General features: G+C 52.4%; 14 protein-coding genes. 10 read left to right on the top strand and 4 right to left on the bottom strand.

What is annotated here, in order from left to right; translation table 11 throughout:
• Positions 1 to 103 precede the first annotated feature (103 nt).
• The 9 genes from RJ38_RS16060 to RJ38_RS16020 all read left to right on the top strand — a co-directional run bounded on the left by RJ38_RS16060 (position 104) and on the right by RJ38_RS16020 (position 7,202).
• Entirely contained in the window at positions 104 to 1,087 is a 984-nt protein-coding gene (locus RJ38_RS16060; protein ID WP_238321741.1) for a tripartite tricarboxylate transporter substrate binding protein, read from the top strand.
• Between the two features lie 59 nt (positions 1,088 to 1,146).
• Entirely contained in the window at positions 1,147 to 1,629 is a 483-nt protein-coding gene (locus RJ38_RS16055) for a tripartite tricarboxylate transporter TctB family protein (RefSeq protein ID WP_039019892.1), read from the top strand.
• Between the two features lies 1 nt (position 1,630).
• Entirely contained in the window at positions 1,631 to 3,142 is a 1,512-nt protein-coding gene (locus tag RJ38_RS16050) for a tripartite tricarboxylate transporter permease (RefSeq protein WP_039019891.1), read from the top strand.
• A gap of 281 nt (positions 3,143 to 3,423) precedes the next feature.
• Complete coding sequence (locus RJ38_RS16045) at positions 3,424 to 3,897, top strand: hypothetical protein (RefSeq protein WP_052245488.1); 474 nt, start codon at positions 3,424 to 3,426, stop codon at positions 3,895 to 3,897.
• 96 nt (positions 3,898 to 3,993) lie between these two features.
• A complete protein-coding gene (locus RJ38_RS16040) occupies positions 3,994 to 4,605 on the top strand; it encodes a VOC family protein (RefSeq protein ID WP_039019956.1) in 612 nt (203 codons plus the stop codon).
• Positions 4,602 to 5,078 (top strand): GNAT family N-acetyltransferase, encoded by a 477-nt coding sequence (locus RJ38_RS16035; protein ID WP_039019890.1) that lies wholly within the window; start codon positions 4,602 to 4,604, stop codon positions 5,076 to 5,078. Before RJ38_RS16040 ends, RJ38_RS16035 begins: the two co-directional genes overlap by 4 nt.
• A 41-nt stretch (positions 5,079 to 5,119) precedes the next feature.
• On the top strand, positions 5,120 to 5,812 hold the full coding sequence (locus RJ38_RS16030) for a molecular chaperone DjiA (protein WP_039019889.1): 693 nt from the start codon (positions 5,120 to 5,122) through the stop codon (positions 5,810 to 5,812).
• Positions 5,812 to 6,831 carry an endonuclease/exonuclease/phosphatase family protein gene (locus RJ38_RS16025; protein ID WP_039019888.1) on the top strand — a complete coding sequence of 340 codons (1,020 nt, stop codon included), beginning with the start codon at positions 5,812 to 5,814 and terminating at the stop codon, positions 6,829 to 6,831. The genes RJ38_RS16030 and RJ38_RS16025 overlap by 1 nt, the downstream gene beginning before the upstream one ends.
• Positions 6,832 to 6,851: 20 nt before the next feature.
• Complete coding sequence (locus RJ38_RS16020) at positions 6,852 to 7,202, top strand: hypothetical protein (RefSeq protein ID WP_238321740.1); 351 nt, start codon at positions 6,852 to 6,854, stop codon at positions 7,200 to 7,202.
• On the opposite strand, the gene RJ38_RS16015 is transcribed toward RJ38_RS16020, so the two are convergent.
• The 4 genes from RJ38_RS16015 to RJ38_RS16000 all read right to left on the bottom strand — a co-directional run bounded on the left by RJ38_RS16015 (position 7,199) and on the right by RJ38_RS16000 (position 12,878).
• A complete protein-coding gene (locus RJ38_RS16015; protein ID WP_052245487.1) occupies positions 7,199 to 8,779 on the bottom strand; it encodes a Ppx/GppA family phosphatase in 1,581 nt (526 codons plus the stop codon). The genes RJ38_RS16020 and RJ38_RS16015 overlap by 4 nt on opposite strands.
• Before the next feature lie 84 nt (positions 8,780 to 8,863).
• On the bottom strand, positions 8,864 to 11,044 hold the full coding sequence (locus RJ38_RS16010; RefSeq protein WP_039019953.1) for an RNA degradosome polyphosphate kinase: 2,181 nt from the start codon (positions 11,042 to 11,044) through the stop codon (positions 8,864 to 8,866).
• 51 nt (positions 11,045 to 11,095) lie between these two features.
• Positions 11,096 to 11,773, bottom strand: coding sequence for a P-loop NTPase family protein (locus RJ38_RS16005; RefSeq protein ID WP_039019887.1), 678 nt, complete (start codon positions 11,771 to 11,773; stop codon positions 11,096 to 11,098).
• 1 nt (position 11,774) lies between these two features.
• Positions 11,775 to 12,878 carry an AI-2E family transporter gene (locus RJ38_RS16000; RefSeq protein WP_039019886.1) on the bottom strand — a complete coding sequence of 368 codons (1,104 nt, stop codon included), beginning with the start codon at positions 12,876 to 12,878 and terminating at the stop codon, positions 11,775 to 11,777.
• 290 nt (positions 12,879 to 13,168) lie between these two features.
• On the opposite strand from RJ38_RS16000, the gene RJ38_RS15995 reads away from it, so the two are divergent.
• The gene (locus RJ38_RS15995) at positions 13,169 to 13,480 is read left to right on the top strand and encodes a hypothetical protein (protein WP_039019885.1); all 312 of its coding nucleotides are present in this window, start codon (positions 13,169 to 13,171) and stop codon (positions 13,478 to 13,480) included.
• Positions 13,481 to 13,607 lie beyond the last annotated feature (127 nt).

The raw sequence follows: 13,607 nt of genomic DNA, 5'->3' as shown, positions 1-13,607 counted from the left end.
CAAGGGCCTGTCAGGTACATGTCAGGTACATGTCAGGTTGGCGTGATTTAGTCCCCTTAACTGAGCTGCAGTGCAGTCAGTTGTCAAATGGGAGGAAAATATGATGACTTTTGAACGAGGCTGTAAAGCTCTTATCGCGGCGACTGTAACCGCATTAACTTTTGGTTCCAGCGCCTATGCTGATGGCCACAAAATTATGGATAGCATCCACTTTCTGATCCCCGGCGGGGCCGGTGGTGGTTGGGATGGAACCGCGCGCGGTACCGGCGAAGCACTGACGGGCGCAGGCCTTGTGGGCACGGCAACATATGAAAACATGTCCGGCGGTGGTGGCGGCAAAGCGATCGGCTATTTGATCGAAAATGCTGAAAGCAACGAAGGCACTTTGATGGTCAATTCGACCCCAATCGTGATCCGTTCGCTGACCGGCGTTTTCCCGCAAAGTTTCCGTGACCTGACATTGGTTGCAGGCACCATCGGGGATTACGCAGCGATTGTGGTTGGCAAAGACAGTGCGATCAACAACATGGGTGACTTGGTTGCCGCTTATGACGCTGATCCAGCTGCAACGGCGATTGGTGGGGGATCTGTGCCTGGTGGTATGGATCACTTGGTTGCAGCTATGGCGATGGAAGCTGCTGGCCGAGACGCGCTTGCGGTGAAGTATATTCCATACGACGCTGGTGGGAATGCAATGGCGGCCTTGCTGTCTGGTGAAATCGCTGCCCTGTCCACTGGACTGTCAGAAGCCATAGACTTGGCCAATGCGGGCGAGGTTAAGATCATCGGGGTGACTGCGGACGAACGTGTACCTGCCGCTGCGGATGCGATGACCATGAAAGAACAAGGCATCGACATGAGCTTTGTGAACTGGCGCGGATTCTTTGGTGCACCTGGCTTGGACGCTGATCAAGTGACGGCCTACCAAGAGGCGATTGCAGCAATGTATGACACCCCGGAATGGGAAGCTGTGCGCGCGCGCAATGGTTGGGTGAACATCCATAACTCTGGCGAAGATTTCAGAACGTTTCTAGAAAACCAAGAACAAGTTCTGGGCGATCTGATGACCAAATTGGGCTTCCTATAAGGGGTTCTATCTTGGCAGAGCGGACCGTCGCTCTGCCATTTTAACACAGGGGACATGTCATGGCGCTAGATCGCTGGATTGCATTGATATTACTTAGCATTTGTTTGGCCTATGGCTATACGGCGTGGTTCACAATGGACGCGGGGCTGGCGCCATTTATGAAGCGTAACCCGATTTGGCCAAGCACCTTTCCTAAGGTTTTATCAATTCTCGCCGTCATCGCATGTCTTGTGGTGTTGTCCGGGATTGAGAAATCGGAACCAAAAGAAGCTGATATCGATTATCGCCGACTGCATGAATATAAGCTGGGGCAAGCGATAATGCTGTTGGGGTTGATGGTTGCTTATGCGCTGTGCCTACGTCCGGTGGGGTTTATCTTTTCCACGACATTATTCCTGTTTCTTGGCTCGTTCATTCTGGGCGAGCGCAAATGGATACTGATGATCACAGTCGCCCTGATCGCGACGATGGTTGTTTGGTATTTGGTTCAACAGGTTTTGGGCATTTATATGCGCCCATTGCCCGGTATTTTGGGAGGCTGATATGCTAGAAGGACTTCTGATTGGCCTGCAAACGGCCATGTCATTTCAAAACCTCGCGATGGTCATCGCAGGGTGTCTCATTGGTACATTCATTGGCATGCTGCCGGGGCTTGGTCCGATGTCGATCATCGCCATTATGATACCTGTCGCGATCTCGATGGGGGATCCTTCGGCGGCGCTTATCTTACTTGCGGGTGTTTACTATGGCGCGATTTTTGGCGGCTCGACATCTTCGATTTTGCTGAATGCCCCTGGGGTTGCGGGAACTGTTGCATCAAGTTTTGACGGCTATCCCATGGCGAAGAAGGGAAAGGCAGGTAAGGCACTGACCATTGCTGCAATCTCAAGTTTTGCTGGGGGAACGATTGGCGCGATCTTGTTGATGATTTTCGCACCGATGCTGTCTTCTGTAGCGTTGCTGTTTCATTCAGCCGAATATTTTGCCCTTATGGTCGTGGGCCTGTCTGCCATCGCCGCCTTTGCTGGCACCGGGCAGGTCGCCAAGGCGATCATCATGACGTTGTTTGGCTTAATCTTGGCGACCGTTGGCGAAGGCACGTTGTTCAGCTTACCCCGCTTTACTGGCGGCATCATGGATTTGCAATCTGGGCTTGGTTTCATCACGCTTGCGATGGCGATGTTTGCTTTGCCAGAAGCTTTGTTCCTTGTGTTAAAGCCCAAGGAAACGGGCAGTTCTGGTGGGGAAATCAAGGATCTTCGCATCACGAGAAGTGAAGCGCGCGCTATTGCGCCGGTGATCGGGCGTCAGTCTATTCAGGGGTTCTTTATCGGCGTCTTGCCTGGTGCTGGGGCTACGATTGCCAGCTTTCTGGGCTATGCAGTTGAACGCAATCTAGCAACCAAAGAAGAACAGGCTGAGTTTGGTAAAGGGTCCATTAAGGGTTTGGCCGCGCCAGAAACGGCAAACAATGCGGCCTGTACCGGGTCTTTCGTGCCATTGTTGACGCTGGGGATACCGGGTTCGGGCACCACGGCGATCCTTTTGGGGGCGCTGATTGCCCTGAATGTGTCACCTGGTCCGCGCCTTATGATTGATGAGCCGCAGATTTTCTGGGCTGTCATTATGTCGATGTTTATCGGAAACTTGGTACTGTTGGTTCTAAACTTGCCGCTGATCCCTTACATCGCAAAAGTCTTGTCTATTCCGCGTAATTTTTTGATACCGTTCATCCTATTCTTCACATTGATGGGGGCGTACATCGGTCAAAATAACGCAACCGAGCTGTTGATCCTCGTGGGGTTCGGCATATGCGCAACGGCATTAAAGTTCGCTGATTACCCACTTCCACCACTGTTGATTGGCTTCATTCTAGGCGGCATGTTGGAAGATAATTTTGCCCGCTCAATGCAGCTTTATGATGGTATTGCCTTCATTTGGGAACGCCCCATGACACTTGGGCTATTGGCGATCTCTTTGATCTTGCTTGTCTTGCCCAGCTACCGCGCGCGGCGTGCTAGGTACCATGCGGATGGCGTTGCAAGCGGCGACTAAACGATAGTTTTGTAATCTGAAGAAATTGGCCATGGCTTCCTGATTGGGATGCCGTGGCTGTCTTATTAGAATGGTCCGGGCCCTGTTTTCGATGCGCGAAAGAGACGAAATCGCGCCATATTTATGCCAATAATTACAGTATATATAAGGCAGATTGGATGTGATTTTCGGCATAAACCTGTACATATATACAGGTTTTGAAGGCAAAATAACATTTGAGACATAGGACGACTGGTGTAGTATTACACCTAACGGTTGCTGACTTTTTGGGGGAGATACTTATGCGATTGTTTTTTAGTGCAGTTATTTTGATGGCGACAAGTTGGGGGGCGCAGGCCTGCCCGGACTACCAGCTTTGGGGCAATGAAAGACATGAACTGTCTGGTTCCCAACTTTATACGCCGCAGCGTTTCAATGTGACTGCTGGCGGACAATATAATCTTGAGAATTGTGGTCTGCGTGCGCACAATTGGACGGGCCCAATGCCTGGATATGTGATTGGAAAGCCGGACTTTTCGATCACGATCAATGGCATCAAAGGCTATCAGTTAGAATTTCGTGTCGAAAGCCAGTGTGATTCAACCTTGCTGATCAACACTGCCGGTACGAACTGGTATTTTGATGATGATGACAACGGAAACGCGGATCCAAAAATTCGCCTGACCCGTCCAGGTGGGAATGGTATCTATGATATTTGGATCGGCACATTTGACGGCAGCCAGTGCAATGCGCAACTGATCGTGGAAACATTCTGATCAACGCGTTTGCGTAAAAATTGTGAAAAGCGGGCTGAAGGCATTGATCTTTTAGCCCGCTTTTGCGTTTCTAGTGCAAACAACCCAGAGGCCATCATGTTTACATTTGACCACATCGCTATTGCCGCGGAAACGCTCGCCGAAGGGGTGGAATATGTCGAAGATATGCTGGGCGTTTCTATGGCGGCGGGTGGCGAACACCCTTTGATGGGCACGCATAACCGTCTTCTGGGGCTGGCGGATGGGCTGTATATGGAAGTGATCTCGATCAACCCGGATGTGCCGAACCCAGACCGTCGACGGTGGTTTGACCTGGATAATTTCAAAGGTCAGCCACGTGTCACGAATTGGATTTTGCGGTGTGATGATTTGGCTGCGGGAATAGATGCCGCGCCAAAAGAATCAGGTGTACCAATTTCGCTGTCGCGTGCGGATCTGCGCTGGCAGATGGCCGTGCCCGACACTGGAAAATTGCCTTTTGACAACTGCTCGCCTGCCCTTATCGCTTGGGATGGGGCCGCTCACCCGGCACAGCGTTTGCCCGCCTCTGGCTTGCGCCTTTCCAACTTCGAAATACATCACCCGCAAGCAATTGAGCTGGAAGATTACTTTATCAACACTGTTGGCCCAAAGTTGCAGTTCCAGGCAGACGACCCTGGGTTTATTGCCCATTTTGACACGCCCCAAGGCGTGAAAGTATTGCGTTGAACATCCGTCGGGCCTTGGCCGGTGACGCACCCGAAATCGCACACATTTGGAATGCGGAAGTTCAAACGGGTTTGGCGACGTTTACCACGGAAGAAAAAGACCAAAAGGCCTTGGTCACGCGCATGCAAACACCTTGGCCTTTTCTCGTTGCCGAGGTGGATCAACGTGTTGTTGGTTTTGCTTGTGCAAGTGGGTTTCGCGACGGCCCGGGTTACGCATATACGGCGGAAAGTACGGTGTATCTTGCTGTGGGGGCGCAGGGACGCGGGGTGGGGCGTGCCTTGATGCATCAATTGGAAGCGGATCTTCGCGCGCAAGATATTCACACTGTGGTCGCGGCGATTTCTGGTGCGAATACGGCGGCTTTGGCATTTCATCAGGCAATTGGTTTCCAAGATGGCGGGATTTTGCCGCAAGCCGGGCGAAAACACGAAAACTGGCTTGATCTTCACCTTTTGTTCAAGCACCTCTGAACGGGCGGGACTTTCCTCGCAGTTGCCGTTAGGATTGTGGCATGAGTATTTGGACACGTATCAGTGATGCAATTTCTGCGCTGGCGTCGGGCGAGAGCCTGTCAGAGGTGTTCGATAAGCTGCGTTCCACGCCCGAACGTTCGGTGGCGTTTACCATCGCTGTTATTGCTCTTGGTGCTAAGATGGCAAAGGCCGATGGTCAGGTGACCCGCGACGAGGTGACCGCGTTTCGCGAAGTTTTTCAGATTAGTTCTGAGGATGAGGTTCAAGCTGCGCGTGTATTTGACCTTGCGCGTCAAGATGTTGCCGGGTTTGAAACCTATGCCGAACGCATTGCAAGGATGTTTGACGAAAAAGACGGTCGCACCTGTTTTCTGATGGAAGGTTTGTTTCACATCGCGATGGCGGATGGGGAATACCACCCAAAAGAAGATGATTTCCTTGCGCGCGTGGCGACAATTATGGGCATGGATGAAATGATGTTTCGATCCCTGCGAACACGTTTTGTGCCTGATACGACACCAAACCCCTACGACGTTTTAGGCGTCACCACGGAAACCCCCATGAGCGATATTCGCAAGATTTGGCGCGGGTTGGTCCGTGAGATGCATCCCGATCGCGTGATGGCGCGCGGACTGCCGAAAGAAGCCGTGAAATTGGCCGAGGGGCGTTTGATCGCGATCAATCAGGCCTGGGAAGAAATCCAATCCTTACATCAGACTGAGCCTGCTTAATGCGCATAGCCACATGGAACGTCGAATGGTTTAACTCGCTTTTTGATGCCGATGATCAACCGATATCCGACCAAAACTGGTCTGGGCGCTGGAATGTGAAACGCAAGGCGCAGTTGGATGCGATTGTGCGGGTTTTGCGCGAAATTGACGCTGATGCGATTATGTTCATCGAAGCCCCCGACAGCCATGCGAAACGATCTGCAAGTCTAGCGCTTGAAAATTTGGCAAAGCGGTATCATTTGCGCCAATCCAAGGCGGTTACTGGGTTTGCAAATGAAACGCAGCAGGAAATTGCGCTGTTGTTTGATCCAAGTAAAATGACGGCTGAACATGATCCCAAGGGGACAATAAATGCCGCTGAAAAAGGATCGCCACGTTTCGATACTGAATTCGCAATGGATCTTGATGTGGATGCAACGCCAGAAAAGGTAATCTTTTCAAAGCCACCGCTGGAATTATCGGTGAAGACAAAATCGGGCAAGGCGCTGCGCATGATTGGGGTGCACGTGAAATCAAAAGCGCCACATGGGGCGAAGAATGATGCGGATGCCCGGCGCATTTCCATAGAAAACCGTCGCAAGCAGCTGGCCCAATGTATTTGGTTACGTCAGCGTGTGGTCGAACATGTCAAAGCAGATGATGACATCATCGTCTTGGGTGATTTCAATGATGGCCCTGGTTTGGATGAATTTGAAAAACTGTTTGGGCGATCCGGTGTTGAGGTCGTCTTGGGTGAGGAAGGTAAAAATTGCCTGTTTGACCCCAACGCTCGTCAAGCATTGCTGCGCCATGGCATTGCTATTCCGACGACCTCGCGGTTTTTCAAGCGTATGGAGAATCGATATCTGTCAGCACTGCTTGATTATATCATGGTGTCGGGAAAACTGCGTCAGCTGAAATCCAATTGGCGGATCTGGCATCCCTTTGACGATGGGGATTGCTATAATGACGAAAAACTGCGCGATGCCTTGTTGACCGCGTCAGATCATTTTCCAGTCACCATAGATATTGATCTCTGACCCTTAAAGAATCGCCCGTCATGCCCTATATTGAGGGCATGAAACAGATTGGCACATTCGGGCTGATTGCGGCCCTCAGCGTCACTGCGCCTGCCGTGCGAGCCCAAGACGCCACTTCGACGGACGAAGGTTTTAGCCTGATGGAAGAGGGGGCCAAACTGTTGTTGCGCGGTCTTCTTGATGAAATGGAACCCGCCTTGGAAAACCTTGAGGGTCTTGCCCAAGACATGGGGCCGGTCATGCAGGAATTGCGTGATAAGATTGGTGATTTCTCTGCTTATGACCTGCCCGAGGTGCTTCCCAATGGCGATATTATCATTCGTCGAAAGTCCCCATTGGAACAGGCTGATCCATCCGAAACTGAAATTTAGGGGTCTACCTTTACAGATTTCTTGCGCTTCAAATATGTCTGCGAATCCAAGGATGCCGCAAGAGATTTGAAACGCGATTCAGCCACTTCGCCGAACAAGGCGTCGCCTTCTTTTGTTAGGGATAATTCCAGCTGTTTTTTCTGCGGAAACAGTTTTAGGGCTGCGACTTCATTTGGGCTTTTGACCGAGAACATCGCGCCGAAACGCATGGCTTTGCCAAGGATCTCTGCGTCACGGATCTCACGCTCTGTCAGCATTTCGAACAGTTCTTCAAAACGCGACCCATCCCGATTGTTTTTGTAACGATGCAACAGGGCGAGGCCCAGGAAAATACGTTCTCGGTGGCGCAATCCACCAAGATTTGCCCGTGTTGCATTGTCAAAACAGACCTCGGCCCGAAAATCAGGATGGGCGCGCCAAGTCACGTCATGCAACAGGCAGGCCGCCTTGATCAGACGCTGGCGATCAGCCCCAGAGGATTTGAATAGGGGCTGGATGAATTCATACAAAGCCTTGCCAAACCCAGGCATCCTAGCGTCTTTGACCTCGGCGAAACGGCAGGCTTCAATCAGGGGGTCGCGATGGCGCAGGCGTTCAGGCATTTGTTCATAGAGCATGCCCTCGCGGATGCCATATGAGGATACAGCGATGTCACGTGGCTTAAAGCTGCGCACGAGTTGCTTCAAAACACGACAGGCCTCGGGCACAAGCACCATACGCGCGGCAGAGGTTCCGGTGCGTGCGCGAAGGTCTTCCAAGTCGTGTTGTTCGATCCATTTCACCGTGTCCATCACAGATTTCGGTGTCATCCGGTATTCGTGCAAAACGGTAAGAGGGTATCCGCGCCGTTCCATATCAAGACGCGCAATTGCACGCCATGAACCGCCCACCAGATAGATGCGCTCATAGTCTTTTGGCATGGCCGCGCGTAGGTCTTCGACGCCGGCTTTGATATGGGCTTTGAGGCCCTTTATCCCGCCGGATACGGCTTTCAGGTTTTGTGGGCCTAGGGATGATGTGATGGTTTGTCCGACGCCATCTTCCGAGACTTCGGCCAGTTCCATGGATGATCCGCCAATGTCACAGACCAAGCCCCGGGCGGTAGGCCACCCCAAAAGCACCCCCTGTGCAGACAGGCGGGCTTCTTCCAAACCATCAATGACTTGAATGGTTAATCCGGTCTCAACCAAGACCTCGGCACAGAAATCGGGTCCGTCTTCTGCTTCGCGTACGGCTGCGGTGGCGACGGCGGTTAATTCATCAAGGCCCATACCTTTGGCCAATTGTTGAAAGCGGCGTATGGCAGATAAAGCGCGTGCGCGTCCCACCACGGACAAACGCCCAGTTTCGGGCAGATCTGAGCCCAACGCACACATGATTTTTTCGTTAAAAAAGTAGGCGGGCGAGCGCGCCGCGCCGTCAAAGACCACCATCCGAACCGAGTTGGACCCAACATCAACCACACCCACGCGGGATAGATCGCGCGCGGCTGAATCTTCAAACAATGGCCGACCAAATAGGCCCCAGTCATCGTGCAATGCACTGTCGCCACGGGTGGTTTTTTTCTTACGGGTCATGTCGGGTTCCGTGTGTTCGGGGGCGAATCTGTAGGGCGTGTTGATACAGTGAAATCACGGTGTGATCTCTGATTTGGGTCAAACTTATGGATCATCATGGCTGTGTGTCAGTTGGGGCACATCAGACGCGCCCGCAGATCCTCGCCCTGAAAGTGATGGGTTTTCCATGAAGAAACGATGGCAGTTGAAGGGGCGGGCATCAGCTGCGAAATCAGGTCGGTTGAAGCTTCCATCGGCTGCCATCACCCAACTTTGTGCTTCGTCTGCAAGGTTTGCTGCCATGACTTGCCCAACGATCTGGGCTTTCACTGTTGCGTTCGTGATTTCTATTAATGTCTCGACCCGGCGGTTCAGGTTGCGGCCCATCCAATCGGCAGACGAAATATAGACCCGGGCTTTTTTATTGGGCAGTTCTGCGCCATTGCCAAAACAAACAATGCGGGAATGCTCCAGAAAGCGCCCAACGATGGATTTCACGCGGATGTTTTCAGACAGGCCCTTGATGCCTGGGCGAAGGCCGCAGATCCCACGGATCACGAGGCTGATTTTCACACCGTCTTGGCTGGCGGCATAAAGAGCGTCAATAACTTCAGGTTCGATCAGGGCATTCATCTTTGCCCAGATCTCAGCGGGTTTACCAGCACGGGCGAATGCGGCTTCGCGGGCGATCATTTCAAGTAAGCGTGGCTTTAAGGTCAAAGGCGAAATGGCAAGGTTTTCCAAGGCCTGCGGCGGTGCATACCCCGACAAGTAGTTGAACACGCGGGTTGCGTCACGGCCCAGTTTGGCATCGCAAGTGAACAGGCTAACATCGGTATAGATGCGCGCGGTGATCGGGTGGTAATTCCCGGTTCCATAATGGGTGTAGGTGACCAACCTGTCGCCTTCGCGTCGCACCACCGTGGAAATTTTGGCATGTGTTTTGAGGTCAAGAAATCCGTAAACCACATGGGCACCAGCGCGTTCCAGACGTCGCGATTGACGAATATTCGCGGCCTCGTCAAAGCGGGCTTTCAACTCAACCAAGGCTGTTACAGATTTTCCGTCTTCGGCAGCTTCGCAAAGCGCCCCCACAATCGGCGAGTTCTTAGAGGTGCGATATAAGGTTTGTTTGATCGCCACGACATTCGGATCGCGGGCGGCTTGTTGCAGAAAACGTACAACCATATCAAAGGTTTCGTAAGGGTGATGCAGCAACATATCTTTCTGCTGGATCGCGGCGAACATGTCGCCATCGTGATCTTGCACACGTTCAGGCACACGCGGTGTGAACACGGGCCACAACAGATCATGGCGTTGATCAATCACCAGTTCCGACAGATCGGCCAGCCCAATCATGCCGGTGATCTCAATTAGCTCATCAACAGTTGCAGGGAGGTTCTCCATGATCATTTTGCGCAAACCACGTGGTGCGCCCGCGGATAGTTTTAAACGAATAACCTGTCCTCGACGGCGGCGCTTTAAGGCGACTTCGAACTCGCGAACAAGGTCTTCTGCTTCGTCCTCTACTTCAAGATCGCTGTCTCGCAGAACCCGAAAGGCGCAGGACCCTTTGGTTCGATATCCTGGGAAAAGCTGTTCGATGTGCAGCAGAAGATGTTCCTCTAGCGGTAAAAATCTGAGGCAGCCGTTGCCCGTGGGCAAGGCGACGAAACGGTCAATTTGTTGTGGAACCGGTAAAAGAGCCTGGAGGCCGCGCTTGTCGTTTTTACGTTCCAGATGCAATGCAAGCGCGAAGCCCGTGTTGGGGATGAACGGAAAGGGGTGTGCCGGGTCAATCGCAAGCGGGGATAAAACAGGGAACACTTCATTGAGAAAGTGATCGGCCAGATATTCCTTATCCGCAGTGGTCAGATCATCCCGTGTTAACAGATGAATGCCCTGTGTTTCCATCTCAGCACGCAGGTCATCCCAAGTGTTTTGTTGACGTTCCATCAAGGCGCGCGCGTCGTGATTGATCAGTTGAAGTTGCTCGGCTGGGGTCAGGCCATCGGCGGCCGGGGTGGTGTTGCCTGCCTGCGCCAATTCCCGCAAACCTGCGACGCGCACAGTGTAAAATTCATCAAGGTTGGTGGCTGATATTGATAGAAAACGCAGACGTTCCAGCAAGGGAACACGTGGATTGCACGCCTCTTCCAGCACACGCCAGTTGAAGGCCAGCCAACTTAATTCACGATTGAAAAAGCGCTTTGGCCCGCCGCATTCCTCATGGGATAGGGCGATTGGGGTTGGAAAGGGCGCTTTCAGGAAGTCGCTGCGGTTCATGGCATCAGTCATGGGCGTGTCCTGGCGAAAAATTGTGAAGCTTTCGTGACGTTATGCGCTTTCGGGTGCAATTTTGTCCAGAACTTCTCCGGCGAGGCGCAATCCAATTGGCTTACCTCGTGCCAAGGCTTCTTGGTCCAGTGCTTGCACCAGATATTGCGCGGCATGAAAACTGCGGTCCATGCGTTTTACAAGGTAATCCACCACCGGGGCCTTCACATCGATCCCGCGATCAAAGAATAATTTCACCAACAGTTGCATCAGCAACAGATCATCTGGTGCGTCAATTCGGATGGCGGGGGTGCCTTGCATGCGGCTTTTGAGATCCGGCAAAGCGATGGCCCAATGGGTGGGTTCGCTGCGCCCTGTGATCAGCAAAGGTTGCCGATTGGCCAAAATCAAGTTGTGCAGGTGAAACATCGCGCGTTCCAAATAAGGGTTCCCCGCAATGTCTTCGATGTGTTCCACGGCCAGGGGGGCGCTGGCCAGGGCTTCGATGTCGGCCGTGTTCAAGCGGCGTGCGTCAAAGATCTTGGCCTCTGTATCCTCGGCCCAGACATGGGTCAAATGGGTCTTCCCACTGCCAGCTTCGCCAATCAACGCCAGCTTTCCTGCAGGCCATGCCGCAGGGTTTTCCAACGCGGCCATTGCGATCGCGTTGCTTTCTGAAACCAGAAAGTCATCACGGCCAAGTGCTGGCGCTGAAGGAAGATCAAAGCTCAGCTGCATATTATTCAGTGTCAGGGTTTGCGTCAGTGTCTTCAGGGTGGGTGGCGGCGTAGCGTTCACGGCCCTGATACAGGAGGCTGTCTTCATATTGCGTGATCGCGAATCGTACGACCACCCCGATAGAGGCCGCGACGGGTACGGCAACCAGCATGCCAACGAACCCGTAAAGCGTGCCAAAAGCAGAGAGCGCGAAGATCAACCAAACAGGATGCAAGCCGACGGATTTTCCAACCAGTTTCGGGGTGATGACATTGCCTTCAAGGACTTGCCCCACTGCAAAGATCGCGGCCACGATGCCGATGGACCACCAATCGCCCCAGAATTGGAACAACGCCAAACCAATGGCCAACAGACCGCCAACAAGCGCGCCGATATAGGGAATGAAGGTCAGCAAGCCGGCGATAAAGCCCGCAACAATGCCAAAGTTTAGCCCAACCAGCATAAGGGCCACGGCATAGAACGTGCCCAATACCAGACAAACGGTACTTTGACCGCGCACAAAGGCCGCAAGGGTTCGATCAATCTGTGTCGCGATGCTGCGAATTGTCGGCGCGTGATCACGTGGCAAAAGTCGATCAACTTGTGCAACCATTCGGTCCCAATCCAGCAGCAAATAGAAGGCCACGACAGGCGCGATCACCAAAGGTAGGACGATGTTTACAACGCTTTGCGCCGAACTTAGGACGGCCTGTAAGATCTCGCCGCCACGGGATTGGATTGTTTCACCGATTTTCCCCAATGCTTGGCTAATGGGGCCGTCCGCATCCATGATGCCTGGGAACTTAGAACTTAGGAACTCTTCCAGTTGGGTGAAGAGTTGCGGTGCTGTCTCAACCAGAGAGATGGCTTGGTTTATAAGAAGGGGGATGATCGTGAGGATGATCACCATGAGCACAAAAACCGCACCAAGTGAGATCGTTACAGTGGCCGCGGTTCGAGACAGGCCTGCATTCTCAAGGCGATCCGCAACTGGGTCTAGGAAATACGCGATGGCCCCGCCCAACAAGAACGGCATCATGACATTTCCGATGTACCAAAGCGCCACGAGAAAAACTGCGCTTGCGATGCCCCAATATTTGAGCTGACTTTGTACCGGTAGTCCCACCTGGTTCACTCCTACAATTATTTTATCCTGTATGTGCTTGGGCGCTGGGCAATGCAAGCCCGGGCAACTTAAGGGGGGCGATGGTCAGCGATCTTCAGCGCCTACGCAAGTTAGAATGATTTCCGTCGTGAGAATGCTCCACAGTTATATGTGCATATATGAACATATTAAATCCAATCCTCACGCTTCTGTGTATTGAACGTGACCACGGCCACCCCCAAATCAATCTCATCGGAAGCACAAAGACTTCCACCGAAACAAACGAACCCAGACCCGTAAGGAATATGAAAATGAAAACTGTAATCGCATCCATCCTCGCCCTGACTGTTGCTGCTCCTGCTTTTGCTGGCGCCAAAGACGTCGAAGCACATTTCGCACAAGACAACACCGGCATCGAAGCCGTTGTTCTGGACAGCCACACACCAATCACTGCAGAAGCTGTTGAAGTCTTTGCAGATCTCGCAGCAGAGGCAGGCACCGGCATCGAAACCAAATCAAACCCAGTTGTTGGTGTGACGGCATCTTCCAAAGGCGGCGTGAACCCGGTTGCCACAGCTTGGTTCGCAAGCCAATTGGCATCAGAAGACGCATCAGACAAATAAGTTGACCCAATTTTGAAATTGAAAAGCCTCGGAGATCACTATTCGGGGCTTTTTGGGTTCAAGCAGGTTTTCTAGTTTTCTAGTTTTCTAGTTTTCTAGTTTTCTAGCTTTCTAGTTTTCTAGTTTT

Origin of the sequence: Halocynthiibacter namhaensis (assembly GCF_000812685.1) — a bacterium.
Lineage (GTDB): Bacteria > Pseudomonadota > Alphaproteobacteria > Rhodobacterales > Rhodobacteraceae > Halocynthiibacter > Halocynthiibacter namhaensis.
Note: the sequence above shows the minus strand (reverse complement) of the source record. Positions and strands in the feature narration are given on the sequence as shown.